This is a genomic window from Streptomyces ureilyticus, assembly GCF_011045025.1.
GTDB lineage: Bacteria > Actinomycetota > Actinomycetes > Streptomycetales > Streptomycetaceae > Streptomyces > Streptomyces ureilyticus.
In genome coordinates this window covers 1-26,712 of record NZ_JAAKZX010000039.1, presented here as the reverse complement: position 1 = coordinate 26,712, position 26,712 = coordinate 1, and the positions used below count along the sequence as shown (strand labels likewise).

General features: G+C 68.8%; 26 protein-coding genes. 15 read left to right on the top strand and 11 right to left on the bottom strand.

Features of this window, described 5'->3' with window-relative positions; translation table 11 throughout:
• Positions 1-7 precede the first annotated feature (7 nt).
• Positions 8-2,428: an endopeptidase La gene (gene lon, locus G6048_RS15135; protein ID WP_165340049.1), complete on the bottom strand. Its 2,421-nt coding sequence runs from the start codon at positions 2,426-2,428 to the stop codon at positions 8-10.
• A 159-nt stretch (positions 2,429-2,587) separates the two neighbouring features.
• Between lon and G6048_RS15130 the strand changes: the two genes are divergently transcribed.
• A complete protein-coding gene (locus G6048_RS15130; protein ID WP_165340048.1) occupies positions 2,588-3,187 on the top strand; it encodes a DinB family protein in 600 nt (199 codons plus the stop codon).
• 58 nt (positions 3,188-3,245) lie between these two features.
• On the top strand, positions 3,246-3,905 hold the full coding sequence (locus tag G6048_RS15125; RefSeq protein WP_165340047.1) for a M15 family metallopeptidase: 660 nt from the start codon (positions 3,246-3,248) through the stop codon (positions 3,903-3,905).
• Between the two features lie 14 nt (positions 3,906-3,919).
• Here the strand turns inward: G6048_RS15125 and G6048_RS15120 are convergent, their stop codons facing one another.
• Positions 3,920-4,426 carry an HAD domain-containing protein gene (locus G6048_RS15120; protein WP_165340046.1) on the bottom strand — a complete coding sequence of 169 codons (507 nt, stop codon included), beginning with the start codon at positions 4,424-4,426 and terminating at the stop codon, positions 3,920-3,922.
• 29 nt (positions 4,427-4,455) lie between these two features.
• On the opposite strand from G6048_RS15120, the gene G6048_RS15115 reads away from it, so the two are divergent.
• The 8 genes from G6048_RS15115 to G6048_RS15080 all read left to right on the top strand — a co-directional run bounded on the left by G6048_RS15115 (position 4,456) and on the right by G6048_RS15080 (position 14,480).
• Positions 4,456-4,911: an ASCH domain-containing protein gene (locus G6048_RS15115; protein WP_165340045.1), complete on the top strand. Its 456-nt coding sequence runs from the start codon at positions 4,456-4,458 to the stop codon at positions 4,909-4,911.
• 208 nt (positions 4,912-5,119) lie between these two features.
• Complete coding sequence (locus G6048_RS15110; protein WP_165340044.1) at positions 5,120-5,797, top strand: spermidine synthase family protein; 678 nt, start codon at positions 5,120-5,122, stop codon at positions 5,795-5,797.
• 113 nt (positions 5,798-5,910) lie between these two features.
• Positions 5,911-6,648, top strand: a complete 738-nt coding sequence (locus tag G6048_RS15105; RefSeq protein ID WP_165340043.1) for a response regulator transcription factor — start codon at positions 5,911-5,913, stop codon at positions 6,646-6,648.
• A 36-nt stretch (positions 6,649-6,684) separates the two neighbouring features.
• Positions 6,685-7,929 carry a HAMP domain-containing sensor histidine kinase gene (locus G6048_RS15100; protein ID WP_235989860.1) on the top strand — a complete coding sequence of 415 codons (1,245 nt, stop codon included), beginning with the start codon at positions 6,685-6,687 and terminating at the stop codon, positions 7,927-7,929.
• A gap of 106 nt (positions 7,930-8,035) precedes the next feature.
• Positions 8,036-11,887 carry a multifunctional oxoglutarate decarboxylase/oxoglutarate dehydrogenase thiamine pyrophosphate-binding subunit/dihydrolipoyllysine-residue succinyltransferase subunit gene (locus tag G6048_RS15095; protein ID WP_165340042.1) on the top strand — a complete coding sequence of 1,284 codons (3,852 nt, stop codon included), beginning with the start codon at positions 8,036-8,038 and terminating at the stop codon, positions 11,885-11,887.
• A gap of 155 nt (positions 11,888-12,042) precedes the next feature.
• On the top strand, positions 12,043-12,225 hold the full coding sequence (locus tag G6048_RS51370; RefSeq protein ID WP_033320086.1) for a DUF6104 family protein: 183 nt from the start codon (positions 12,043-12,045) through the stop codon (positions 12,223-12,225).
• A gap of 268 nt (positions 12,226-12,493) precedes the next feature.
• Positions 12,494-13,417 (top strand): DUF4097 family beta strand repeat-containing protein, encoded by a 924-nt coding sequence (locus G6048_RS15085; RefSeq protein ID WP_165340041.1) that lies wholly within the window; start codon positions 12,494-12,496, stop codon positions 13,415-13,417.
• A gap of 1 nt (position 13,418) precedes the next feature.
• Positions 13,419-14,480, top strand: coding sequence for a helix-turn-helix transcriptional regulator (locus tag G6048_RS15080; protein ID WP_165340040.1), 1,062 nt, complete (start codon positions 13,419-13,421; stop codon positions 14,478-14,480).
• Positions 14,481-14,547: 67 nt separating this feature from the next.
• On the opposite strand, the gene G6048_RS15075 is transcribed toward G6048_RS15080, so the two are convergent.
• The 4 genes from G6048_RS15075 to G6048_RS15060 all read right to left on the bottom strand — a co-directional run bounded on the left by G6048_RS15075 (position 14,548) and on the right by G6048_RS15060 (position 17,848).
• Entirely contained in the window at positions 14,548-15,135 is a 588-nt protein-coding gene (locus tag G6048_RS15075) for a Clp protease N-terminal domain-containing protein (RefSeq protein ID WP_165340039.1), read from the bottom strand.
• Positions 15,135-15,344: a helix-turn-helix domain-containing protein gene (locus tag G6048_RS15070; protein WP_010984411.1), complete on the bottom strand. Its 210-nt coding sequence runs from the start codon at positions 15,342-15,344 to the stop codon at positions 15,135-15,137. The genes G6048_RS15075 and G6048_RS15070 overlap by 1 nt, the downstream gene beginning before the upstream one ends.
• Positions 15,345-15,434: 90 nt before the next feature.
• Positions 15,435-16,400 carry a zinc-binding dehydrogenase gene (locus G6048_RS15065; RefSeq protein WP_165340038.1) on the bottom strand — a complete coding sequence of 322 codons (966 nt, stop codon included), beginning with the start codon at positions 16,398-16,400 and terminating at the stop codon, positions 15,435-15,437.
• Between the two features lie 224 nt (positions 16,401-16,624).
• Entirely contained in the window at positions 16,625-17,848 is a 1,224-nt protein-coding gene (locus G6048_RS15060) for an NAD(P)-dependent malic enzyme (protein WP_165340037.1), read from the bottom strand.
• A gap of 551 nt (positions 17,849-18,399) precedes the next feature.
• On the opposite strand from G6048_RS15060, the gene G6048_RS15055 reads away from it, so the two are divergent.
• The 3 genes from G6048_RS15055 to G6048_RS15045 are packed head-to-tail and all read left to right on the top strand — an operon-like array spanning position 18,400 to position 21,099.
• On the top strand, positions 18,400-19,359 hold the full coding sequence (locus G6048_RS15055; RefSeq protein WP_165340036.1) for an ABC transporter substrate-binding protein: 960 nt from the start codon (positions 18,400-18,402) through the stop codon (positions 19,357-19,359).
• Positions 19,360-19,393: 34 nt separating this feature from the next.
• Complete coding sequence (locus G6048_RS15050; RefSeq protein WP_165340035.1) at positions 19,394-20,341, top strand: amino acid ABC transporter permease; 948 nt, start codon at positions 19,394-19,396, stop codon at positions 20,339-20,341.
• Entirely contained in the window at positions 20,338-21,099 is a 762-nt protein-coding gene (locus G6048_RS15045) for an amino acid ABC transporter ATP-binding protein (protein ID WP_165340034.1), read from the top strand. The genes G6048_RS15050 and G6048_RS15045 overlap by 4 nt, the downstream gene beginning before the upstream one ends.
• Before the next feature lie 75 nt (positions 21,100-21,174).
• On the opposite strand, the gene G6048_RS15040 is transcribed toward G6048_RS15045, so the two are convergent.
• Complete coding sequence (locus G6048_RS15040; RefSeq protein WP_165340033.1) at positions 21,175-21,933, bottom strand: class I SAM-dependent methyltransferase; 759 nt, start codon at positions 21,931-21,933, stop codon at positions 21,175-21,177.
• Between the two features lie 95 nt (positions 21,934-22,028).
• On the opposite strand from G6048_RS15040, the gene G6048_RS15035 reads away from it, so the two are divergent.
• Positions 22,029-22,658 (top strand): CGNR zinc finger domain-containing protein, encoded by a 630-nt coding sequence (locus tag G6048_RS15035; RefSeq protein WP_165340032.1) that lies wholly within the window; start codon positions 22,029-22,031, stop codon positions 22,656-22,658.
• On the opposite strand, the gene sodX is transcribed toward G6048_RS15035, so the two are convergent.
• Positions 22,562-22,996 carry a nickel-type superoxide dismutase maturation protease gene (sodX, locus tag G6048_RS15030; protein WP_165340076.1) on the bottom strand — a complete coding sequence of 145 codons (435 nt, stop codon included), beginning with the start codon at positions 22,994-22,996 and terminating at the stop codon, positions 22,562-22,564. The two genes, G6048_RS15035 and sodX, sit on opposite strands and share 97 nt — an antisense overlap.
• Before the next feature lie 145 nt (positions 22,997-23,141).
• Between sodX and sodN the strand changes: the two genes are divergently transcribed.
• Positions 23,142-23,537 carry a superoxide dismutase, Ni gene (gene sodN, locus G6048_RS15025; RefSeq protein WP_165340031.1) on the top strand — a complete coding sequence of 132 codons (396 nt, stop codon included), beginning with the start codon at positions 23,142-23,144 and terminating at the stop codon, positions 23,535-23,537.
• A gap of 137 nt (positions 23,538-23,674) precedes the next feature.
• Here sodN and G6048_RS15020 read toward each other — a convergent pair whose 3' ends face one another.
• The 3 genes from G6048_RS15020 to G6048_RS15010 form a co-directional block, all read right to left on the bottom strand.
• Entirely contained in the window at positions 23,675-24,478 is an 804-nt protein-coding gene (locus G6048_RS15020; protein WP_328826007.1) for a phosphatidate cytidylyltransferase, read from the bottom strand.
• On the bottom strand, positions 24,475-26,253 hold the full coding sequence (locus G6048_RS15015) for a histidinol-phosphate aminotransferase family protein (RefSeq protein WP_165340030.1): 1,779 nt from the start codon (positions 26,251-26,253) through the stop codon (positions 24,475-24,477). The genes G6048_RS15020 and G6048_RS15015 overlap by 4 nt, the downstream gene beginning before the upstream one ends.
• A gap of 165 nt (positions 26,254-26,418) precedes the next feature.
• A partial coding sequence (locus G6048_RS15010; protein WP_165340029.1) for a gas vesicle protein K occupies positions 26,419-26,712 on the bottom strand: 294 nt, incomplete at its 5' end.

Below are 26,712 nucleotides of genomic sequence, written 5' to 3'. Positions count from 1 at the left end.
GCGTCCGTCACGCCGCCACCGGAACCTCCTCCGCCGCCGCCCCGCTCGCGGCAGGCGACAACGCCAGCTCCAGCACCTGCCGAACATCCGTGACGGCGTGCACGTCGAGCTTCGACAGAACCTCGGCGGGCACATCGTCCAGATCGGCCTCGTTCCGCTTGGGAATGATGACGGTGTTGACACCGGCCCGATGCGCGGCCAGCAGCTTCTGCTTGACGCCACCGATGGGCAGCACCCGCCCGGTCAACGAGACCTCACCGGTCATCGCCACATCCGTACGGACGAGCCGTCCGCTCAGCAGCGAGGCGAGAGCCGTCGTCATCGTGACGCCCGCGCTCGGTCCGTCCTTGGGGACGGCGCCCGCCGGGAAGTGGATGTGTACGCCCCGGTCCTTCAAGTCGCCCACGGGCAGCTCGAGTTCGGCGCCGTGCGAGCGGAGGAAGGAGAGCGCGATCTGCGCGGACTCCTTCATCACGTCGCCGAGCTGACCAGTGAGGGTCAGACCGGAGGCACCCGTCTCGGGATCGGCCAGCGACGCCTCCACGTACAGCACATCACCACCCGCGCCGGTGACCGCGAGTCCGGTGGCGACACCGGGAACGGCCGTACGGCGCTCGGCCGGGTCCTGGGCGGACTCGGGCACATGGTGCGGCCGGCCTATCAGCCCGCGCAGATCGCCCTCGCCGACGGTGAACGGCAGCTTCCGCTCGCCGAGTTCGTGCTGCGCGGCGACCTTGCGGAGCAGCCGTGCGATGGCCCGCTCCAGGTTCCGTACACCCGCTTCCCGCGTGTACTCACCGGCGAGCTTGCGCAACGCGCTCTCGTCGAGGGCGACTTCGGCCTCTTCCAGCCCGGCCCGCTCCAACTGCCGCGGCAGCAGATGGTCCCTGGCGATGACGACCTTCTCGTCCTCGGTGTAGCCGTCGAGCCGTACGAGCTCCATCCGGTCGAGCAGTGCCTCCGGAATGGCTTCCAGGACGTTGGCCGTGGCCAGGAACACCACGTCGCTCAGGTCGAGTTCGACCTCCAGGTAGTGGTCGCGGAAGGTGTGGTTCTGGGCGGGGTCGAGGACTTCGAGCAGGGCGGCGGCGGGGTCGCCCCGGAAGTCGGAGCCGACCTTGTCGATCTCGTCCAGGAGCACGACCGGGTTCATGGACCCGGCCTCCTTGATGGCGCGGACGATACGACCGGGCAGCGCGCCCACGTACGTACGCCGGTGACCGCGGATCTCGGCCTCGTCGCGTACGCCGCCGAGGGCGACCCGTACGAACTTGCGCCCCATCGCGTGCGCGACGGACTCGCCGAGGCTGGTCTTGCCGACACCGGGAGGCCCGACGAGCGCGAGCACGGCCCCGCCGCGGCGCCCGCCGACCACACCCAGCCCGCGGTCGTTGCGCCGCTTGCGTACCGCCAGGTACTCGGTGATCCGCTCCTTCACGTCCTCAAGTCCGGCGTGCTCGGCATCCAGCACCGCCTGGGCGCCCTGAATGTCGTACTCGTCCTGCGTGCGCTCGTTCCAGGGCAGCTCGAGGACGGTGTCGAGCCAGGTCCGGATCCACGACCCCTCGGGCGACTGGTCGCTCGACCGCTCCAGCTTGTCGACCTCCTTGAGGGCGGCCTCGCGGACCTTCTCGGGCAGATCGGCGGCCTCGACGCGGGCCCGGTAGTCGTCGGACTCCTCGCCGTCCTGCTCACCGTTCAGCTCGCGCAACTCCTTGCGTACGGCCTCGAGTTGCCGTCGCAGCAGGAACTCGCGCTGCTGCTTGTCGACGCCTTCCTGTACGTCCTTGGCGATGGACTCGGCGACATCCTGCTCGGCGAGGTGCTCGCGGAGCTGCTCGGTGGCGATCTTCAGCCGGGCGGCGGGGTCGGCGGTTTCGAGGAGCTCGACCTTCTGTGCGGTGGTCAGGAAGGGCGAGTACCCGGAGTTGTCGGCCAGGGCGGACACGTCGTCGATCGCCTGCACCCGGTCGACCACCTGCCAGGCACCGCGCTTGCGCAGCCAGCTGGTGGCGAGGGCCTTGTACTCCTTGACGAGGTCGGCCAATTGACCGGGCAGCGGATCGGGCACGCTCTCGTCGAGCCTGGTCCCCTCGACCCACAGCGCGGCGCCGGGCCCGGTGGTCCCGGCCCCGATCTTCACCCGCCCACGCCCGCGGATCAGCGCACCCGGGTCACCGTCGGCCAGCCTGCCGACCTGCTCGACGGTCCCGAGCACACCCGTGCTCACGTACGTCCCGTCGATCCGTGGAACAAGCAGCACCTTCGGCTTGCTGCTTCCACTGGACCGTGCGGCGGCCTGCGCGGCCTCCACCGCGGCTCGTACATCGGCATCGTTCAGGTCCAGGGGCACCACCATCCCGGGCAGCACGACCTCGTCGTCGAGCGGCAGCACGGGCAGGGTGAGCGGTGTGGACGTCGAAGTCATGGTCTCCCCTATGGCAGTCAAGTTGAGTTATGCAGACTCAATGCACAGGGATTGTGGAATGTTCCCGTCGCCGAGGGCCGTTCGCTGTCAGCGATCACAGACGACTCAGCGGTGAACAAAACCGGTGACCATTGATCACCCGAGCGGCAGACTGACCCCATGACCGCACCGGATCCGGATCCCAAGGCCGACCTGCACTTCTACTTGCAGTCCGCCCGCGATGCCCTGCTGTGGAAGCTCGAAGGACTCTCGGAGTACGACGCCCGCCGCCCCCTGACGCCGACCGGTACCAACATCCTGGGCCTGGTCAAACACGTGGCCACCATGGAGCTGGGCTACCTCGGCGCCACCTTCGGACGTCCCTGCAGCGAGCCGCTGCCCTGGATCGAGGACGGCGCTGAGACCAACGCGGACATGTGGGCCACCGCCGACGAGTCACGCGAGTACATCGTTGGGTTCTACCGGCGGGCGTGGGCACACGCGGACGCGACGCTCGATGCCCTGGCGCTGGACACGATCGGAAGGGTCCCGTGGTGGCCCGACGGCAGGGACGAGGTGACGTTGCATCATGCCGTCGTACGCGTGATCGCTGAGACGCACCGGCACGCGGGGCACGCCGATATCGTCCGGGAACTCATAGACGGCATCGCGGGGATGAACAAGGGCAACGACAGCCTGCCGCCGGGCGAAGCGGCATGGTGGGCGGACTATCGAAGCCGCCTGGAACGTACGGCTCGGGAAGCCGACCGGGACGCGTGACGTCGGACCAGGCAGAGGATTGGGCTGACGCCGGGAGTCGTTACGCCATGATCGGTCCATGCCCGAGATCGTTTTGATGTCAGACCCGAAGATCGCAGCCATACCCGTGGTGGACTGCGGCGAACCGCTCCTCGATGTCCGGCTCCACGAGGCTTTCCCCATCGACATCGACGCTCGCAGAAATGATGCCTCTGGGGCCTTCGCTCACCTGCGGGAAGGGGTCCTGACCCGGCTCCTCGACGCACAAAAGCTGTTGCCGGACGGCGTCCGTCTGCTGTTCGTCGAGGGTTACCGGCCACCCGCCCTGCAGCGTTCGTACTTCGAGGGGTACGCCGACGAACTTCGGAGCAACAACCCCGACTGGACTCCGGAACAACTCCGTGCTGCCGCAAGCCGATACGTGTCTCCACCGGAGATCGCCCCGCACAGCGCAGGCGCCGCCGTCGACCTCACCCTCGTCACCGCCGACGGCCAGGAGCTCGACATGGGAACACGGGTGAACGCCAACCCGGAGGAGAGCGAGGGCGCCTGCTACACCGCCGCGCCCAACATCGGCCCGGAAGCGCGAGCCAACCGTCAGCTCCTCACCGAGACCCTGACCGCGGTGGGCCTCGTCAACTACCCGACCGAGTGGTGGCATTGGTCCTACGGCGACCGATACTGGGCACTTGCCACGGGCGCCGACCACGCCGTCTACGGGCCACGAGAGCTGGCCTGAGGCGCCCGGGGCTGTCACTGACGCCCGCTCAGCCACTCGTCGAGTACCGCGAAGTCCGTAGCAACGAGGCCGATCGTGGAATCGACGCGATGGAGAAGTGCTGGCCCTGGGTGGTGCGTTGACACCCAGGCGCGATCGAGATCGGTCATCTCGTCGTCGACCCAGATGAACGGGCGTCCCGCCGCAGCCTGGACGAGGGCTCGGGTCTTCCAGTGCAGCACTCCTGCCTCGTCCTCCTCCGGCGCGTCCGGCAGGTCCGCCACCGGCAGCTCGGGCAGCCCGAGCAGCGGCGCTATCACCTCGTTGGCATCGTCCATCCAGGCCGTGGCCCACACCAAGGTGCAGGACAGCGCCAGCAACCGCGGACCGTGCGTGAGGTCGATCTTCGCCAGCTGAGGATTCGATACGTCCTGCCAGCCGTCCCAGTCCTCGAGGGCCGAGGGAAGACGCGCTCCCCCATAGGGCAGGAGGGTTCCATCGACGTCCAGGAAGAGCAGCGGGCGCTCCGCATGTTCGGCCATGACTGCACGCTACGGACTACCGTCACCCCATGACGACCGACTCGGCCTCACCCGAAGACCTCGCATCGTTACCCAAAGCCGAGTTCGCCTTCCCCGGCCCGCTGCGCGACCGGCTTGTCGCGGCGATCCTCGACGGCTCCAAGACGTCCACGGCGGAACTTCTCGTGGAGTACGAGCAGGAAGGGGAGCCCCTCCCGGAGGTCGGGAGCCGTTCCGTGGTCGTCGACTCCGACGACCGGCCGGTCGGTGTCATCGAGGTGACCGGCGTCCGCGTCGTCCCGCTGGCGCAGGTGGATCTCGCCCACGCGGTGGACGAAGGTGAGGGCTACACCAGCGTGGCCGAGTGGCGGGCCGGCCACGAGCGGTTCTGGCGCAGCGAGGAGATGCGCGCGGTGCTGGAGGACCCCGGCTTCACCGTGGACGACACGACGCCCGCCGTCCTGGAACGCTTCCGGCTCGTCTCCGATCTCCGCCCCACCGGCTGACCTGGCGCGCGGCACCTGGCTCACCTGCCGCGCCCGGACGGCACCGCCCTCACCCTCGCCCTCCGCGAAAGCGACGCCCCCACCGCCGTACCCCACACGCACCGCCCTCAACTCGCCACCCTCCTGCAACACATGACGCCGCACGCGCCCGCCGCGCACCCCTGAGCACCGGCTGCACTCCCCCGGAGCGACTTGCCAAGATGGGCACATGACCACCGCGTACGACAGCCCCGTAGTCATAGACCGCCGCAACGGCCCGTACGGCGAAGTCGTGCTGCGGCGCCACGGCGAGCTGCTGCAGATCATCGCCAACGGGTGCTTCCTGATGGACACATCGGACGGGAGGTCCGAGCGGCTGCTCGTCGACGCCGCTCGCGATGCCCTGGACGGGCGCCGCGAGCCGAGTGTGCTGATCGGCGGGCTCGGCGTCGGGTTCTCGCTCGCGCATGCGGCCGCCGATCCACGATGGGGGCGTATCGCGGTGGTCGAGCGGGAGCGGGCCGTCATCGACTGGCATCTGGACGGGCCGTTGTCGGACATCTCGGCCGCGGCGCTCGCGGATCCGCGTACCAAGATTCTCGAAGACGATTTCGTCGGTTATGTCGATGAGACATCCGCCACGTACGACGCTCTGTGCCTGGACATCGACAACGGGCCCGGATGGACCGTGACGGAGGGCAACGAAAGCCTCTATTCGGCGGCCGGACTCGCCGCATGCGCAAGGGTGTTGAGGCCAGGAGGGGTACTGGCCGTGTGGTCGGCCCAGCCCTCGTCTGATTTCGAGGGAAGGTTGAGGAATGCCGGGTTCCGGCAGGTGCGTACCGAAGAGATCCCGGTTGCCCGGGGCGTTCCGGACGTCGTACATCTCGCTGTCGGGCCTGGATAGCCGAGCGGTGGTCACTGCCCGTACTCTGCTGACCTGACGCAGATCATTCAAGCGTCAAGCGCAGTCATGGAATCACCCCCACGATTCCGGAAAGCACACTTCAGGGGCGGGCGATGGAGCAGACACACACCTCGCAGAACGGCTCGGCAGCGACGCCGGGCGCACAGCGCCGGGTGCTGGTGGTCGAGGACGATCCGACGATCGTGGACGCCATCGCCGCCCGCTTGCGTGCCGAGGGATTTCTCGTACAAACCGCCGGTGACGGACCGGCCGCCGTCGACACGGCCGAGGCCTGGCAGCCCGATCTGCTGATCCTCGACATCATGCTGCCGGGCTTCGACGGCCTGGAGGTCTGCCGCCGCGTGCAGGCGCAGCGCCCGGTGCCGGTGATGATGCTGACGGCACGCGACGACGAGACGGACATGCTCGTGGGGCTCGGCGTGGGCGCCGACGACTACATGACGAAGCCTTTCTCCATGCGCGAGCTGGCCGCACGCGTCCATGTGCTGCTGCGCCGCGTGGAGCGCGCCGTGGTCGCCGCGTCGACGCCTCGCTCCGGCATCCTGCGCCTGGGCGAGCTGGAGATCGACCACGCGCAGCGGCGGGTGCGGGTGCGCAGCGAGGACGTCCATCTGACGCCCACCGAGTTCGATCTGCTGGTCTGCCTGGCCAATACGCCGCGTGCGGTGCTCTCCCGCGAGCAGCTGCTCGCCGAGGTGTGGGACTGGGCGGACGCCTCCGGCACCCGTACCGTGGACAGCCACATCAAGGCCCTGCGCCGGAAGATCGGCGCCGAGCGGATCCGTACGGTGCACGGCGTCGGCTACGCGCTGGAGACCCCCACTCCTTGAGTCTGACGAGCCTGACCCTCTGAGGAGGCTGTTGCCATGAGCGAGGCCGACGAGACGCGCAAGAAGGCGGCGAGCGGCTGGAGCGCGAGCCTCTGGGTGGGCGTACGCCCCTTCTCGATCAAGACGAAGCTCGGCGCTCTGGTCGTCGTCTCGGTCTTCATCACCACCGTGCTGATGATGATCGCGGTGCGCACGGAGACCGAGCTGCGCTTCATCACCGTCTTCTCGATGATCGCGACCTTGCTGATCACGCAGTTCGTGGCGCACTCGCTGACGTCTCCCCTGGACGAGATGAACACCGTCGCCCGGAACATCTCGCACGGCGACTACACGAGCCGGGTCAAGGGCGCCGACCGCCGCGACGAACTGGGCGACCTGGCCCAGACGATCAACCGCATGGCCGACGACCTCGAAGCCCAGGACCGCCAGCGCAAGGAGCTGGTCGCGAACGTCTCGCACGAGCTGCGTACGCCGATCGCCGGACTGCGCGCGGTCCTGGAGAACGTCGTGGACGGGGTGTCGGCCGCCGATCCCGAAACGATGCGTACGGCGCTGAAGCAGACCGAGCGCCTCGGTCGCCTGGTGGACACGCTGCTCGACCTGTCCCGGCTGGACAACGGCGTCGTACCGCTGCGCAAGCGCCGCTTCGAGGTGTGGCCGTACCTGTCGGGCGTACTGAAGGAGGCCAACATGGTGGTCTCCGCGCGCGGGGGCATCTCCTCGGGGTCGGGCACTCACACGCGTACGGATGTGCATCTGCACCTGGACGTGTCGCCGCCCGAGCTGACCGCGCACGCCGACCCGGAGCGGATCCACCAGGTCGTCGCCAACCTCATCGACAACGCGGTCAAGCACAGCCCGCCGCACGGCCGCGTGACCGTGAAGGCACGGCGCGGGGAGTATCCGGAGTCGCTCGATCTGGAGGTGCTGGACGAGGGTCCCGGGATTCCGCAGTCGGAGTGGCACCGGGTCTTCGAGCGTTTCAACCGCGGCGGAGTCGCCGCACCGCACGGTCCGGGCAGCGACGGCGGTACGGGTCTGGGGCTGGCGATCGCGCGTTGGGCGGTCGATCTGCACGGCGGCCGGATCGGGGTGGCCGAATCCCAGCGTGGCTGCCGGATCAAGGTCACTCTTCCGGGGCTGCCTCCGCTCAAGGCTGACGTGGCGTTCGAGTCCGAGCCGGAAGATCAGGGCGAGATGCACGGATTCCGCGGGGCATCCACAGGGCAACCGCGCTTGTTTCCCGCCATTTCCAGCACCGAAACACGCGTTTCGATGTGACTTACATGACGATCAACCCGCCCGGCCTGCATGCACCGGCCATGGAGGCGTAGCCTTAATTCCCGCTGTCCATCACCTTGTGAAGCGGAAGAGGGCGGTTGCCGCCGTGTCGCCACAGTCCCCCAGTAACTCGAGCATCTCCACAGACGACCAAGCAGGGAAGGCCGGGAAGAACCCGGCCGCCGCCTTCGGTCCGAACGAGTGGCTCGTCGACGAGATCTATCAGCAGTACCTCCAGGACCCGAATTCGGTAGACCGCGCCTGGTGGGACTTCTTCGCCGACTACAAGCCGGGTGGCGTCGCCGCCTCGGCCACGTCGCGTACTGCGGCCGCGGGGGCCGCAGGGACCACCTCCACGACCGCTCAGTCCGCGCCCGCCGCGGCTCCTGCCGCCCCGGCCTCCGCCGACGGCCAGGCTCCGGCCCAGGCCGCTCCGGCTCCTGCCGCCCCCGCGGCGCCGAAGCCCGCGGCCGCCGCCCCCGCTCAGGCCCCGGCTCCGGCTCCGGCTCCGGCCAAGCCCGCGGCCGCCGCCAAGCCGGCCGCCGCGAAGGCCGCGCCCGCCAAGGCCGCGCCCGCGGCCGAGGCAGCGGGCGGCCCCGAGTTCGTACCGCTGCGCGGCCCCGCCGCGGCCGTGGCGAAGAACATGAACGCCTCCCTGGAGCTGCCCACGGCCACGTCCGTGCGCGCGGTCCCGGTGAAGCTGCTCTTCGACAACCGCATCGTCATCAACAACCACCTCAAGCGCGCCCGGGGCGGGAAGATCTCCTTCACCCACCTCATCGGCTACGCGATGGTGCAGGCCCTCAAGGCCATGCCGTCGATGAACTACCACTACGCCGAGAAGGACGGCAAGCCGACCCTGGTCAAGCCGGAGCACGTCAACTTCGGCCTCGCGATCGACCTGGTGAAGCCGAACGGCGACCGTCAGCTCGTCGTCGCCGGCATCAAGAAGGCCGAGACGCTGAACTTCTTCGAGTTCTGGCAGGCCTACGAGGACATCGTCCGCCGCGCCCGCGACGGCAAGCTGACGATGGACGACTTCTCCGGCGTCACGGTCTCCCTGACCAACCCCGGCGGCCTCGGCACCGTCCACTCCGTGCCCCGTCTGATGCCCGGCCAGTCGGTCATCATGGGCGTCGGCTCGATGGACTACCCGGCGGAGTTCCAGGGCACGTCCCAGGACACGCTCAACAAGCTGGGCATCTCCAAGGTCATGACCCTGACGTCGACGTACGACCACCGGGTCATCCAGGGCGCCGCCTCCGGCGAGTTCCTCCGCATCGTCGCGAACCTCCTCCTCGGTGAGAACGGCTTCTACGACGAGATCTTCGAGGCCCTGCGGATCCCGTACGAGCCGGTCCGCTGGCTCAAGGACATCGACGCCTCGCACGACGACGACGTCACGAAGGCCGCCCGCGTCTTCGAGCTGATCCACTCCTACCGGGTCCGCGGCCATGTCATGGCCGACACCGACCCGCTGGAGTACAAGCAGCGCAAGCACCCCGACCTGGACATCACCGAGCACGGGCTCACCCTGTGGGACCTGGAGCGCGAGTTCGCGGTCGGCGGCTTCGCCGGCAAGTCGATGATGAAGCTGCGCAGCATCCTCGGCGTCCTGCGCGACTCGTACTGCCGCACCACCGGCGTCGAGTTCATGCACATCCAGGACCCGAAGCAGCGCAAGTGGATCCAGGACCGCGTCGAGCGCGGCCACACCAAGCCGGAGCGCGAGGAGCAGCTGCGCATCCTGCGCCGGCTGAACGCGGCGGAGGCGTTCGAGACCTTCCTGCAGACGAAGTACGTCGGCCAGAAGCGGTTCTCGCTCGAGGGCGGCGAGTCCGTCATCCCGCTCCTCGACGCGGTCATCGACAGCGCCGCCGAGTCCCGCCTGGACGAGGTCGTCATCGGCATGGCCCACCGCGGCCGGCTGAACGTCCTCGCCAACATCGTCGGGAAGTCGTACGCGCAGATCTTCCGCGAGTTCGAGGGCAACCTCGACCCGAAGTCGATGCACGGCTCCGGTGACGTGAAGTACCACCTGGGCGCCGAGGGCACGTTCACGGGCCTGGACGGCGAGCAGATCAAGGTCTCGCTGGCCGCCAACCCCTCGCACCTGGAGGCGGTCGACCCGATCCTGGAGGGCATCGCCCGCGCCAAGCAGGACATCATCGGCAAGGGCGGCACGGACTTCACGGTCCTGCCGATCGCCCTGCACGGCGACGCGGCCTTCGCGGGCCAGGGCGTCGTGGCCGAGACCCTGAACATGTCGCAGCTGCGCGGCTACCGCACCGGCGGCTCGGTCCACATCATCATCAACAACCAGGTCGGCTTCACGGCTCCGCCGGAGTCCGCGCGCTCGTCGATGTACTCCACCGACGTGGCCCGGATGATCGAGGCACCGATCTTCCACGTGAACGGTGACGACCCCGAGGCCGTCGTCCGCGTCGCGCGCCTGGCCTTCGAGTTCCGGCAGGCGTTCAACAAGGACGTCGTCATCGACCTCATCTGCTACCGCCGCCGCGGTCACAACGAGACCGACAACCCGTCGTTCACGAACCCGCAGATGTACAGCCTGATCGACAAGAAGCGCTCGGTGCGCAAGCTCTACACCGAGTCCCTCATCGGTCGCGGCGACATCACGCTGGAAGAGGCCGAGCAGGCGCTGCAGGACTTCCAGGGCCAGCTGGAGAAGGTCTTCACGGAGGTCCGCGAGGCCGCCCAGGCTCCCGCCGAGGTGCACGTCCCGCAGCCGGAGGCGGAGTTCCCGGTCCATGTGGACACCGCGGTCTCCCAGGAGGTCGTGAAGCGGGTCGCGGAGTCGCAGGTCAACATCCCCGACCACATCACCGTCCACCCGCGTCTGATGCCGCAGATGCAGCGCCGCGCGGCGATGATCGAGGACGGCACGATCGACTGGGGCATGGGCGAGACCCTGGCCTTCGGCTCACTGCTGATGGAGGGCACCCCGGTCCGTCTGTCGGGCCAGGACTCCCGCCGCGGCACGTTCGGCCAGCGCCACGCGGTCCTGGTGGACCAGAACACGGGCGAGGACTACACCCCGCTCCAGTACCTCTCGAGCGACCAGGCGCGCTACAACGTCTACGACTCGCTGCTCTCCGAGTACGCGGTCATGGGCTTCGAGTACGGCTACTCCCTGGCCCGTCCCGAGGCGCTGGTCCTGTGGGAGGCGCAGTTCGGCGACTTCGTCAACGGCGCCCAGACGGTCGTGGACGAGTTCATCTCGTCGGCGGAGCAGAAGTGGGCCCAGACGTCCGGCGTCACGCTGCTCCTCCCCCACGGCTACGAGGGCCAGGGCCCGGACCACTCCTCGGCCCGCCCGGAGCGCTTCCTCCAGCTCTGCGCCCAGAACAACATGACGGTCGCCATGCCGACCCTCCCGTCGAACTACTTCCACCTGCTGCGCTGGCAGGTCCACAACCCGCACCACAAGCCGCTGGTCGTCTTCACCCCGAAGTGGATGCTGCGCCTCAAGGCCGCGGCCTCCAAGGCGGAGGAGTTCACGACGGGCGGCTTCCGCCCGGTCATCGGCGACACGTCGGCCGACCCGGCCACGGTCCGCAGGGTCGTCTTCTGCGCAGGCAAGCTCTACTACGAGCTGGAGGCCGAGCGGCAGAAGCGCGGTGCGACGGACACGGCGATCATCCGCATCGAGCGCCTGTACCCGCTGCCGGGTGCCGAGCTCCAGGCGGAGATCTCCAAGTACCCGAACGCCGAGAAGTACCTGTGGGCCCAGGAGGAGCCGGCGAACCAGGGCGCCTGGCCGTTCATCGCCCTCAACCTGATCGACCACCTGGACCTGGCGGTCGGCGCGGACATCCCGCACGGCGAGCGCCTGCGCCGTATCTCCCGCCCGCACGGCTCGTCCCCGGCGGTCGGCTCGAAGAAGCGCCACGAGCAGGAGCAGGAGCAGCTGGTTCGGGAGGTGTTCGAGGCGTAAATCTCGGGCGTACGTCGCTGAAAGGCGCCGTCCGGAGGGCCCGGCACCGAGTTCGTCTCGGTGCCGGGCCCTCCGGCGTATCCGGGCGCGTACGGCCGAGGGTCCGGGTCCGCATAACCTGGAGACGTCAGACCTACGCCCCCAGGAGAGCACCCGTGTACTTCACCGACCGTGGCATCGAGGAACTTGAGAAGCGGCGCGGCGAGGAAGAGGTCACCTTCGAGTGGCTCGCCGAGCAGTTCCGCACGTTCGTCGATCTCAACCCGGACTTCGAGGTGCCGGTGGAGCGGCTGGCGACCTGGCTGGCGCGGCTGGACGACGACGAGGACGACGAGTAGGACTCGCGACGCCCGTCGAACCCATCGAGACCCATCGAGACTCGTCGAGACCCGTCGGGACCCGTCGGGACCCGTCGGGACCCGTCGAACCTGCGCATTCACCTCTTGCGAGATCACCGGAACGGGTGTCTTGACTTTCCGTGACCGCGATATATCGTGAATAACGGAAGACGCGATATGGCGCGATCGGTCTGGGCTGGTGTTGGCCGTGCCCCCTGTCGCGATGTTCCGCAACGTCACGTTCGTTCGCGTCGAGGAGGTCAGCACCATGTCCGAGTGGTCCGTCGCCGAGCCCAAGAAGCTCATCTTCGATGACCCCGTGACGGAGCTCCATGTGCGCCTCGTCAACGGAACGGTGAACGTCGTGGGGGTGGACGAGGGTTCCACCCGCCTAGAGGTGACCGAGATAGAGGGACCACCTCTCCTGGTGACCCACAAGGACGGCACGCTCACGGTGGCCTACGAGGACCTGCCGTGGAAGGGCTTCCTCAAGTGGCTCGACCGCAAGGGCTGGCGCCGAGAGGCGGTGGTCTCCCTGGCGATTCCGGCACCTGCGCGCGTGGAGGTCGGCGTGGTCGGCGCCGCCGCCGTGGTCTCCGGGGTCGACGGCCCGACGGTGGTGAAGGGAGTCACGGGAGACACGACCCTCGTCGGCCTCTCCGGCCCCGTACGCGCCGACACGGTCTCCGGAAATCTGGAGGCCCAGGCCGTCACCGGCGACCTGCGCTTCAACTCCGTCTCCGGTGACCTCACCGTCGTAGAGGGCTCGGGCTCCAGCGTGCGGGCGGACTCGGTGAGCGGCTCGATGATCGTCGACCTCGACACGGACAGCCCCACCGACGTCAGGCTGAACAGCGTCTCGGGGGAGATCGCCGTCCGGCTGCCGCACCCCGCGGACGCGGAGGTCGAGGTCGACACCGCGAGCGGCACCGTCTCCAACGCCTTCGACGACCTCCGGGTCAGCGGCCAGTGGGGCGCCCATAAGATCACCGGCCGCCTGGGCTCGGGCGCCGGAAAGCTGAAGGCGACGACGGTCTCGGGCTCGATCGCGTTGCTACGGAGGCCTCCGTCGGAGGACGAGCCATGGGACGCCGAACCGAAGGACACCAGTACCGGCACCGGCACAGTCCCATCCGACAAGAGCCCCGCTGACTCCCCCTCCGACAGCCCGAACGACAAGAAGGGGCTCTGACATGCCTCCCGTCTTTGCCCACGGACGACTGCGGCTCTACCTCCTGAAGCTGCTGGACGAGGCGCCACGCCACGGGTACGAGGTGATCCGGCTCCTCGAGGAGCGCTTCCAAGGCCTGTACGCCCCCTCGGCCGGCACCGTGTACCCCCGCCTGGCCAAGTTGGAGGCCGAGGGCCTGGTCACCCACACCACCGAGGGCGGCCGCAAGGTGTACGCGATCACGGACGCCGGACGTGCCGAACTGGCCGACCGCAGCGGTGAACTGGCCGACCTGGAGCTGGAGATCCGCGAGTCGGTCGCGGAGCTGGCCGCCGAGATCCGGGCCGATGTACGGGGCGCGGCAGGGGACCTCCGCCGCGAGATGCGGGCTGCGGCGAGCGAGGCACGCCGGGGGCCCACCACGGGCGGCGCCAAGGGATGGCGGGGGGAACACGAGGCCGCCTACGGGGACTCCACGGAGTACACGGAGAAGGAGGCGTGGCGTACCGCGAAGGAGGAGATGCGCCGCGTCAAGCAGGAGTGGAAGGAACAGGCCAGGCGCGCGAAGGACGAGAGCCGACGGGCTCGCGAGGAGGCCCAGCGGGCGCGCCGCCAGGCCAAGGAGGCGCAGGAGAGGGCACTGGCCCAGGCCCAGGAGCTCCAGCGCGTCGCCAAGCGCGTCCAGGACCAGGTACAGGACCACTTCGCACGGGGCGACTGGCCGACGGGCGTACGGGAGGGCCTTTCCGAACTGGCCAAGGAATTCGGCGAGTTCGGAAAGGACTTCGGCAAGGGCTTCGGGAAGGACGCCGGCGCCGGCCGGCCGGAGAGGGAGCGGACGCCGGAGCCCGACTACACGGCTACCCCCGAGGACTTCCCCGCCGACTACGAACCCGCCTGGGCACACGACGACTCGACCGGCGACCCCGCCCGCGACCTCGACCGCCTCCTGGACCGCTTCCGCGACGACATCCGCGACGCGGCCCGCGACAACGGCGTGACGGAGGACCAACTGCGGGAGTGCCGCCGCCACTTGTCGACGGCGGCGGCACACATAGGGGTGGCACTGCGCCCCAAGGGCTGAGCGGGGGCCCTCGGGGGTGCGGCGCCCGCGGAAGCGCCGGGCGCCGCACCCCAGTTGGTCCTTCGCCTCAGCCCGCCTTCGCCTCGCCGCCGCCGTAGAGCACGCGCCGCAGCGACGCGTACGTCACGCCGTGGTCGGCCAGCACCTCCGCGGGGACGCCGGGGCGGGAGGTGAGGGCGATCAGGAGGTGCTCGTCACCGATGTGCCGGTCCTTGTGAGCGGTAGCGATGCGCAGGGACTCCGTAAGAAGACCCTTGGCCCCACGAGCGAAAGGACGATGCCCGCCGATGAACCCGGACCACCACCCCTTACCGCGCCCCTTGTCCTTCCCGTCGGCGCCCAACGCACCCACGCCATGGGCCTCTTCGACCCTGGAGAGGATCTCCGAGAGGTCAACACCGAGACCGGACAGGGCGTCCACCTCGGCGCGCGACAGCCCACCCCGTCGCCGCGCCTCGGCCAAGGCCTCCCTTACCGACTCCTTCTGACGGTCGAGCCCCAGAGAGGCGAGAGCGAACGACCCACGACTGCCCTCGCGGTCGAGCAGAGCCAGCAGCATGTGCTGCTCCTCGACCGTCTCCGCACCCATCCGCTCGGCGTGCTCGACCGCGCCCAGCACCACCGCGCGGGCGTCCTTGGTGAACCGTTCGAACATCACTGCCTCCCGTACTTCTTGTGGACGGCCTGCCTGCTGACACCCAGTTCCGCGGCGATCTCCTGCCACGACCAACCCTGATTGCGCGCACTGCGCACCTGCACCGCTTCGAGCTGCTCCAGCAGCCGCCGCAAGGCGGAGACGGCCCGCAGCCCGATCCGCGGATCACGGTCACCCGCGCGCTCGGCGAGATCTGTTGCTTCGGTCATGACGTCAACATACGTTGACACGCCCCTTGATGTCAACCGAGATTGACATCAAGGGGCGTGCAAGAGACGGGTGAGTGTGAGGCCGACGCCTCAGGAGGCAGTGAGGACGATCTTCCCGAACTGCTCGCCCGACTCCATCCGCTCGAACCCCTCACGGGCACGATCCAGCGGGAGGACTTCATCGATGACAGGACGCACGCCGGTGGCGGCGCAGAAGGACAGCAGGCCCTCCAGTTCGTCCTTCGTTCCCATCGTGGAGCCGACGACCTTGAGTTCGAGGAAGAAGATGCGGGTCAGTTCGGCGTGCGAGGGACGGTCGCCGCTGGTGGCACCCGAGATGACGAGGGTGCCGCCGGGCTTGAGCGACTTCACGGAGTGGGACCAGGTGGCGGCCCCGACGGTCTCGATGACCGCGTCCACGCGCTGTGGCAGCCGGGCGCCGGACTCCACGGCCTCCACGGCGCCCAGGTCCACGGCCCGCTTGCGCTTCGCCTCGTCACGGCTGGTGGCGAAGACCCGTAGCCCCGCCGCCTTCCCCAGCACGATCGCGGCGGTGGCCACACCACCTCCGGCGCCCTGTACGAGAACCGAGTCGCCTGGCCGTACGCCGGCGTTGGTGAAGAGCATGCGGTACGCCGTCAGCCAGGCGGTGGGCAAACAGGCGGCCTCCTCGAAGGAGAGCTCCTTGGGCTTCGGCAGTACGTTCCAGACGGGTACGGAGACCTGTTCCGCGAACGTCCCCTGGTACCGCTCGGTGAGGATGGAACGCGGCTCCTTCGGTCCGACCCCATGCCCCGTCTGCCCGATCACGGAGTGCAGCACGACCTCGTTGCCGTCCTCGTCGACCCCGGCGGCGTCGCACCCCAGAATCATCGGCAACCGGTCTTCCGGGAGGCCCACGCCCCGCAGCGACCACAGGTCGTGGTGGTTCAGGGAGGCGGCCCTGACGTCCACGGTCGTCCAGCCGTCCCGAGCCTCGGGAGCGGGCCGCTCCCCCAACTCCAGCCCGTCCAACGGCTGGTCCCGATCAATACGTGCAGCGTATGCAGCAAACATGATCTGACCCTAGCCCTCGGCGGTCGAGCGGGGCGCCCATGGGGGCGGTGGGTTCGGTTTCGCGGGCGACTGCGGGCCCGTCGTGGCTGGTCGCTCCCCCACTCTCGAATTCGCTCGAGTGGGGGGACCCCCATCGCGGCGGAGCCGCAAATCGACACAGCCCCGCACCCCTTGAGAGCACCCACGACGGACCGTCAGCCGACAACGAACCCACCCGCCGAAGGTCAGCGCCGAGCCACACCCTCGGCCCGGGCCGCCGCAGCGACCGCCGCAGTGACCGCGGGAGCAACCCGCTCGTCGAACGGCGACGGGATGACGTAATCGGCGGCAAGGTCGTCGCCCACGACAGCGGCCAGCGCCTCCGCGGCGGCGATCTTCATCCCCTCGGTGATCCGAGACGCCCGCACCTGAAGCGCCCCCGCGAAGATCCCGGGAAACGCCAGCACATTGTTGATCTGGTTGGGGTAGTCGGACCGCCCGGTCGCCACCACCGCCGCGTACTTGTGCGCGACGTCGGGGTGCACCTCGGGGTTCGGGTTGGCCATCGCGAACACGAACGCACCCTCGGCCATGGAAGCGACGGCCGGCTCCGGAACCGTACCGCCGGACACCCCGATGAAGACATCGGCACCGGCGAGCGCGGCCTCCAACGACCCCGACAACCCTGCCTTGTTGGTCAGCGAGGCAAGCTCCCGCTTGACCGGCGTCAGATCGTCCCGGTCCTCGGACACGACACCCTTGCGGTCCGCGACCGCGACATCCCCGAGCCCCGCCTCGAGCAGGAACTTGGCGATGGCGACGCCCGCCGCCCCCGCACCGGAGATCACCGCACGCAGCTCACCCAGCGACCGCCCCGTCAGCCGAGCCGCGTTCCTGAGGGCGGCCAGCGTGACGACAGCGGTCCCGTGCTGGTCGTCGTGGAAGACCGGAATGTCCAGCCGCTCCTGCAGCCGCCGCTCGATCTCGAAGCATCGGGGCGCCGAGATGTCCTCCAGGTTGACCCCGCCGAAGGACGGCGCGAGCCGCACCACGGTCTCGATGATCTCGTCGGTGTCCGTCGTGCCCAGAGCGATCGGCACCGCGTCGACCCCACCGAACTGCTTGAACAGAATCGCCTTGCCCTCCATCACGGGGAGGGAGGCCTCGGGGCCGATGTCGCCGAGCCCGAGCACGGCCGTACCGTCCGTCACCACGGCCACCACGGACGACTTCCATGTGTAGTCGTGGACGAGATCCGGCTGTTCGGCGATGGCACTGCACACCTTCGCGACACCGGGCGTGTACGCGAGGGACAGGTCGTCCTTGTCCCGGACGGGAACGGTGGCCCGCACGGCCATCTTCCCGCCCCGGTGGAGGGCGAACGCCGGGTCGATGGAATCGAGAGGCTCGGCGCCGCCGTCCTGATCCGTACTGCCGTCGCTGCGAGGATTGACGATCTCCGCTGCCACTTTGTTTACCCCTTAAGTCTTGAACGGTTGAGGGTTCCACTCCGGGTGAGGGGTGGGCGGGCACCGCGTATGTCCCTGATGTGACGGCTACGTACGGGTACGTACGGGCACATACGCGACGGGCGCGCCGCACACGCGCCCTGAGCCCCGGATGAGGGGTGTAAGGAACCTTCTTACCGGACGGACGCCGTCCCCGACGAGTCCATAACACGAAGGTCACATGACGCTGACATGACTTGTGCCCATATGCGCAGACACATTCCGACAAGTCAGCAGAGCGCCGCAAGCGCGCAGAGGCGGCCGCTCACATCGCGCGAAGCACCGAAGATCTTCCGGCCGGAAGGCAAAGAATCCGCACAAGATCCGGTCGAGATCGACCGGTCCAGCGCGGTTCGGGGGTCACCCGTTATCCGATTTTGACATGGAGGGCACCCTGGGGGGATCCGTCCGAATGGCAAGATTGCCGTCATCACGCGAGGTCGCGACACCCACAAAGGTGTGTGTTTCTCGTCGACCCATCGGCACTCCACCCTTCCGCCGGAGGAATCACCATGACCGCAAGCTCCACCCGTCGTACGACCGCCTCGCGCTCCCGGATAGCCGCGGTCGGTGCGATCGCGGTCGCCGGCGCCCTGCTGCTCACGGGCTGCGGTGACCAGACCAAGAGCGACGACTCGGACACCGCGGAGACGAGCGCGGCTCCGCTGGCCGACAAGCTCCCCAAGGCGATCCGCGACAAGGGCGTCATCAAGGTCGGTTCGGACATCAACTACGCACCGGTCGAGTTCAGGGACGACTCCGGTAAGACGGTCGGGATCGACCCGGACGTAGCCGCCGCGCTGGGCAAGCAGCTCGGCGTGAAGTTCGAGTTCCAGAACGGCACGTTCGACGCGCTCATCGGCGGTCTCGCTGCCAAGCGCTACGACGTCGCCATGTCGGCCATGACCGACACCAAGGACCGCCAGGAGGGCGTCGACTCCGAGACCGGCAAGAAGGTCGGCGCCGGCGTCGACTTCGTCGACTACTTCACCGCGGGCGTCTCGCTGTACACCAACAAGGGCGACGACCAGGGAATCAAGACCTGGGACGACCTGTGCGGCAAGACGATGGCCGTACAGCGCAACACCTTCTCGCACGACCTGGCCAAGGACCAGGCGAAGAAGTGCACGGATGACGGCAAGAAGGCCCTCAAGATCGAGGACTTCGCCACCAACCCCGAGGCCGAGACCCGGATGCGCTCCAAGGGCGCCGACGTCGTCTCCGCCGACTTCCCGATCGCCGCGTACTCGACGAAGAACGCGGGCGGCGGCAAGCACTTCGAGATCGTCGGCGACCAGGTCGAGGCGGGCCCCTACGGCATCGCCGTGGCCAAGGACAACACCGAGCTGCGCGACGCGCTGCAGGCCGCGGTGAACGCGATCATCAAGAACGGCGAGTACGAGAAGATCGTCAAGAAGTGGGGCGTCGAGGACGGCGCGGTCACCGAGTCCAAGATCAACGGCGGTTCCTGACCCCGGCTCGACTCGGCACTGAAAGGCTCTACCCGTGACTGTTGACGTCAACAAGACGGACGGTCCCGCCGATCCGACGCCGCCTGCCGGGCCGGAGGCCATCAAGGCCATCCCGGTCCGGCACCCCTGGCGCTACGTGTCGGCGGTCATCGCACTCGCGCTGCTCGGCGCGGTCGTCTATGCCTTCGCGCAAGGCGAGATCAACTGGGGTGCGATCCCCGACTACTTCTTCGACGACCGCATCATCGACGGCGTTCTGAAAACCCTCCTGCTCACTGTGCTCTCCATGGTGATCGGGATCGCGGGCGGCGTCCTGCTCGCCGTGATGCGCCTGTCGAAGAACCCGGTGACCTCGTCGATCGCGTGGTTCTACATCTGGTTCTTCCGCGGCACTCCGGTCCTGGTCCAGCTCTTTGTCTGGTTCAACCTCGGCCTGGTCTTCGAGTACATCAACCTCGGCCCGATCTACAAGGACTACTGGTCGTCGTTCATGACGCCGCTGCTGACGGCGCTACTCGGCCTCGGCCTCAACGAGGCGGCGTACATGGCCGAGATCTGCCGCGCCGGTCTGCTCTCCGTCGACGAGGGCCAGACCGAGGCCTCGCACGCACTCGGCATGAGCCACACCAAGACGCTCCGCCGGATCGTGATCCCCCAGGCGATGCGCGTGATCGTGCCGCCCACGGGCAACGAGGTCATCAACATGCTGAAGACGACCTCGCTCGTCTCGGCGGTGCAGTTCTTCGACCTGTTCAAAGAGGCCCAGGACATCGGCCAGAACGCGGGCTCCACGGTGGAGATGTACTTCCTCGCCGCCGCCTGGTACCTGATCATGACATCGGTCCTGAGCGTCGGGCAGTACTACATCGAGCGGTACTACGCGCGCGGGTCCAGCCGTACGCTCCCGGACACCCCGTTCCAGAAGATCAAGGCGAACATGCTGTCCCTTACGAACCGTCCGGCGGCGGGAGGTGGCGCATGACCGCCATGGTGAAGGCCGAAGGCGTCCACAAGTCTTTCGGTCCCGTCGAGGTCCTCAAGGGCATCGACCTCGAGGTGAACACGGGCGAGGTCTTCTGCCTCATCGGCCCGTCCGGCTCCGGCAAGTCGACCTTCCTGAGGTGTATCAACCACCTCGAGAAGATCAACGCCGGCCGTCTGTATGTCGACGGCGAGCTGGTCGGCTACCGCCAGAAGGGCGACAAGCTGTACGAGATGAAGGACAGCGAGGTCGCGGTGAAACGCCGGGACATCGGCATGGTCTTCCAGCGCTTCAACCTGTTCCCGCACATGACGGCCCTCGAGAACATCATCGAGGCCCCGGTCCAGGTCAAGGGCGTCAGCAAGGCCCAGGCACGGGAGCGCGCCGGTCAGTTGCTGGAGCGGGTGGGCCTGGCCGACAAGGCCGGGACGTACCCCTCACAGCTCTCCGGCGGCCAGCAGCAGCGCGTGGCGATCGCCCGGGCCCTCGCGATGGACCCGAAACTGATGCTGTTCGACGAGCCCACCTCCGCTCTCGACCCGGAGCTGGTCGGCGACGTCCTCGACGTCATGCGTGACCTCGCCGAGTCCGGCATGACCATGATCGTCGTCACCCACGAGATGGGCTTCGCCCGCGAGGTCGGCGACAGCCTGGTCTTCATGGATGGCGGCGTGGTCGTCGAGTCGGGCCACCCGCGCGACGTACTGACGGATCCGCAGCACGAGCGGACGAAGTCGTTCCTGTCCAAGGTTCTCTGACGGTACGTAGGAGAAGGGGCGGTACGGGATATCCGTACCGCCCCTTGCTCATGCCCTCATACCCTTACGCCCTCGTCACTTGAGCGCGAGGACCAGCGCGTCCGAAGGCGAACGCCACACCGCGCGCGCCTCGGCGAAGCCCTTTTCGCGCAGCACGCGCGCGTGCCACTCGGCGGACGGGGTCTCGCCGTCGGCGTGCTCTCCGTAGATCTCGAAGCGGCGGGCCGTCGGCTCGGCGAGCACCGGGTCCTGGGCGGCGAGCTGCCACCACTCGGTCCAGCCGAGTACGCCGGCCGCCTTGTCCCGGTTCATACGCTCCTGCCGGTGTGCGCTCTCCGCGGCGTTGATCCTCGGCGTCGACTCGTCGATCATGTGGTCCGCGTTCATGAACACACCACCGTCGCGGACGAGTTCCGCGACCTGACCGTAGAGGGCCGCGAGGGGGTCGAGGTGCAGCCAGTGGAGGGCGGTGGCGGTGAGGACGGCGTCGTACGAGTCGTACGGCAGCTTTGCCGTCCAGTCGGGGTCCTTCAGGTCGGCTGTCACGAACGTGACGCGGTCGTCGTCGGCGAAGGTGCCCTCGGCGATGGCCAGAAGCGCGGGGTCGAGGTCGACCCCGGTACTGACGGCCTCCGGGAACCTTTTGAGGAGCCGGGCCGTGATACTTCCCGTACCGCATGCCAGGTCGAGTACGCGCGGTGCGGGGCCCACCAGGGCCTCGACCATGTCGAGCATGACCCGGAAGCGCTCTTCACGATCCGGGAGGTACCACTCCTGCTGCGCATCCCAGCTCTGCTGCCAGGCAGGCCAGTCGGCTCCGGTCACGGTGGTCATGCAAGCCCCTCCCCTCCAGGAGTAATACCCTGGAATCAAAGTCAGCCATTACTCGCTCGCACCATGACCATAGAGCGCCCTCGTAAGGACTACAAGTGGAACTGGCCTATTACTCGGACTACGCCGTACGTCTCGTCAACAGCGAGGAACCGGCCCGGGGCAAGGACTCGCTCACCTCGGTCGAGGCCGTCCGCGACCTCTTCGGGGGCAAGGAGTCGGCGGCCCGGCGCGCCACGGACGCCGACGTCACCCGCTTCAGGGGCGTACGGGCCCGGCTGCGCGCGGTCTTCGAGGCGGCCGACACGGGCGACGAGACGCTCGCCGTGGACCTGCTGAACTCACTGCTCCTGGAGTTCCCTGTGAGCCCGCAGATCTCCGGGCACGACTTCCGGGACGACGACGGCCGCCCCCTGTGGCACATGCACCTGGCGGACCACCCCTCGAACGCGACCGCCGGCTATGCCGCGATCGCCGCGATGGGACTGGCCTTCCACCTCACCGAGTACGGCGTGGACCGCCTGGGCCTGTGCGAGGCGGCGCCGTGCCGCAACGCCTACCTCGACACCTCGACGAACCGTTCCCGGCGCTACTGCTCGGACCGCTGCGCGACCCGCGCCAACGTCGCCGCCTACCGCGCCCGCAAGCGCCTGGAGGCCGACCGGTCGGGGAACACCGGCCGCGCGGCCGAGAGCGCCCAGCGCGCGACCGCGAGCGGCGAACGCTGACCCTCCTTCAGGGGCCGGTACCGGAACCATGCCTTTCCGAGGACGAATTCCTCGGGCACGGTCCCGTAGTCCGTGCTGTCCCCGCCCGCGTACGCGTTGTCCCCGAGCACCCACCAGCCGCCCTCGCGCCGCTCCACAGCGCGCTTGACGACCAACAGGTCCTGCTGGAACGGATGACGCAGAACGACCACGTGTCCGGGCCTGATGCGCGCTCCGTACTGCACCACGAGCAGATCCCCGTGATACAGCGTGGGCACCATGGACGGCCCGGTCACTTCGGCCACCCCGAAAGGCAAGACAGCCCTCCCGCGCTCGGTCTCCTGCGACAGCTCCGGCATCACCGGCACCTCCCCGGTCCGATCCTCCACCAGTCCCAGTTTGACCCCGGACTTTTGTCCTAAGCCCATGGGGGCACTCGCGAAATCCCGTCCAGCACGGAGTAATGTCCCACCTGAGAAGACGATCACGAGGAAGGACAGCTCAATGCTCTCCCGCCTGTTTGCCCCCAAGGTCAAGGTCAGCGCACACTGCGACCTGCCCTGCGGTGTGTACGACCCGGCCCAGGCCCGCATCGAGGCGGAGTCGGTGAAGGCCATCCAGGAAAAGATGGCCGGCAACGACGACCCTCACTTCCAGGCCCGGGCGACGACCATCAAGGAGCAGCGCGCCGAGCTCGCCAAGCACCACGTCTCGGTGTTGTGGAGCGACTACTTCAAGCCGCCGCACTTCGAGAAGTACCCGGAGCTCCACCAGCTGGTCAACGACACCCTCAAGTCCCTCTCGACCGCAAAGGGTTCCACGGACCCGGCGACCGGCCAGAAGGCACTCGACTACATCGCCCAGGTCGACAAGATCTTCTGGGAGACCAAGAAGGCCTGATCCTTGATCAGGCTCTCTGACCTGCGATTACGTTGGTTGCAGCGTCTCCCTGTGTCTCACTGCCCGCACCCGGTCCGCGGGGCGCCTGGAACGGCGGCCTTGACGGATCGGGTGCGGTCTTTTTGTCCGGGGCCAGGTCAGCGCAGGACAAGCAGGACGGCCAGCGCGATGAGCAGCGAGTCGATCCGGTCCAGCAGGCCGCCGGAGCCGGGTAGCCAACGGCCGGCGTCCTTTGCCTGGGCGCCTCTTTTGACCATGGATTCGAGGAGGTCGCCGGCCGGGCCGCCGACCGCCACCGCGACCGCCATCGGCCAGGTCAGCGCGGACAGCACGGCGAGCACGCCGACGCCGGCCGCCGCCCCGGCCAGGGTCCCGCTCCACCGCTTGGCCGGTGACAGGGGCGACAGCCGCGGTCCGCCCAGCCGTTGACCGGCGAAGTACGCCGCGATGTCGGCGATCGAGACCGCCACGAACAGCGCGAGCGCGCTCGCCCCGAGCGGCACCAGCGCGGCCAGCACACTCAGCCAGGCCAGCCCGAGCAGACCGGCGCACAGCCGGTGCAGGCCATGGTCGGCGTCGCCGGACAGGAGCGGCACCGCGGCGATCGCGAGCGCCCCGATCGCGACCGCCCGGAGCTCCTGTCCGGGCGTCAGCCAGGCGGCCAGCACCACGCCTGCCACCGCTGCGGCCAGTACGACCCGGTCTGCCGAGCCCAGCTGCATCAGCCCGCCGAACTCCATCGCCGCGATCACCCCTACGGCGATGGCGATGGCCGCGGCGCCGGGACCGCCCCACCAGAACGCACCGGTGACCAGTGGCACTCCGACCGCCCAGGCGCACCACCGGATCAGCAGCTCGCGGCGCCGGGACGCCGCCACCGCGAGGCCGCCCAGCGCCAGCGCCCCACCGAGGTAGGGCGCCAGGGAGGCCACGGTGATCACCGGGCGGATCCGGCGGCGGGAACACCCGCGGGCATCGAAACGAGCGAGGCCGAGCCAGGTCGCAGTACGTCCAGGGCTGCCTGAATGCTGTCCGCAATGCGCGCGTTCTCGGCGCTGTCCTTGACCGCGATGCGCACCGTGCGCCCCTGGTACGCCGACGACAGCGGCGACAGGTCGCGCAGGTAGACGTCGCGGCGGCGGCACTCGTTCACCACCTGTGCGGCGCTCGGCCCGCCGGACGGCAGGGTCACGGTGAGGAAGTTCGCCACACCCTCCTCGACCGCCACGGTCTCATCCAGCCCGGCCAGGTCGGCGGCCAGCTGTCGGCGCAGCGCGTGGGTGCGAAGCCAGCACTCGCTGTAGTACGCCGGGTCGCGCAGGGCCGCCACGGCGGCCAGCTGCGCCGGGAGGCTGACCGGCCAGGGCGGTGTCCGCAGGCGTAGCCGCGCCGCGGTGGTCGGCTCGGCCACCAGGTACGCCGCCCGAAGACCGGACAGCCCGTACATCTTGGACAGTGAACTGCAGACCACCACCCGCGGATCTGTCGCGGCGAGGCCGACGAGTGACTCGGTCAGGTCGACATAGCCCAGGTACGCCTCGTCGATCCACCAGCGGGTCCGGGCCGGCGCGGCAGCGATCACCGAGCGCAGCTCCGCGGCCGGTGCGTGGCGTCCGGTCGGGTTGTTCGGGTTGACCACCACCACGAGGTCGTAGCGGCCCGAGGCGACGGCAGCGGACAACCGGGCCGAGTCGATCCGCCAGCCGTCTTCGCGGCGCAACCGGAACCGGTCCACCCGGCATCCGATCACCCGCTCCGTGACGTGGGCGTACTCGCCGTAGCCCGGGTCCATCAGGAGCACCCTGCTCTGCGGGGTCAGCCACTGGCCGAACGCCCGGAAGATCAAGTCCGATGAACCCGCGCCGACCGCGAGCGTCTGAACCGGCAGCCCGCGGGCCGTGGCGATGTCCGCCAGCAGGCCCTCGGCGCCGGTCGGCGGCGAGGTCCGGGCGGCCCAGGCCGGATCTTCCGCGAGCGCCGCCCGCACGCCGGGGGCCGGCGGGAACCAGGCGTCCAGTACGTCCGCCGCGACGACCTGATGGCGCCGGTGCAGGCTGCGGAAGTCCGTGCCGATGGCGGTGAACGAGGCGCCGCCGTGTTCGCAGCCGTCCGGCCGGGGTGCGAACGGCATGTCCAGCCGCCAGTCCACTTCGGACCGCAGACGTTCCAGCAGGGTGCCGTAACGGTCCATCGTGACCTTCGTCAGCTCGGTCACGCCGCCGGTCAGCACCTCGAACGTCAACGCACCGCTGTGGACGGTCCGGCCGACCGGGCGCAGGCCGGCGGCCAGGTACATGTCGAGCAGTTCGGTGCGCCCCATCGCCACCACCCGGCGGCCGCCCCGGGCGGCGATCCAGCGCAGCGCCGCGTACATCAACAGTGGTGCCGCCGCGGTGGTCCGCCAGCGCGGCTCAACAGTGAGGATGCGTACCTCGAAGAGATCGTCCTCGGTCAGCAGTGGCAGCTCGTCGCGGTTCAGGTACTTGTCGAGCGCATACCGGCCCAACCAGGGCGGAGTCAGGCTGACAAAGCCGATTCGGGCCTCTCCCCGCGCCGCGACCAGGTAGACGTTGTCGCCGTCCAGCCCGTCGCGCAGCCGGCCGGACGGATCCGGCGCATGCTGGCCCAGCTCCTGTGCGTACACCCGGTGGCGCAGTTCGTGGATCCACTCCAGATCCTCCGGAGTGGCAGCGCGCAGCTGCAGGTCACGTCCCATGAGTACCTCTTTCGACGCGGGTGGGCCCGCCCCATCGTGGGGAACGCGGACCGGCCGCGACAGCGCCGAGCGACACAGTGCGCCTGAGTACGTGTACTCAGGCGCAGTCGCCCGCCGCATGCTCCGTCCAACGGAGGTCAGTGGCGGGCGAGTTGGTGGGGACCCTCAGTCGGCCGGTGGCAGCAGCGTCCCCAAGGGCCCCAGGTCCAGGTTGAGGTCTTCCAGGCGGAGGTCGTAGCGGGCACAGAGGTCCTGCATGCGGTCGTGGAGGAGCATCAGGGTCAGGCCTACGCGTTCTTCCTGGTCCTCCGTGAGGTCGTCGTTGTCGACTCGGTGGAGGGCCTGGCGTTCCATGAGCTGGCGGAGGAGTTCGACGACGGTCAGGACGAGTTTGACCAGGTCGCGTTCGACGGTGTCCGGGTCGGTGGACAGGCGGTGGGCGGCGGTGCGGGCTTCCGG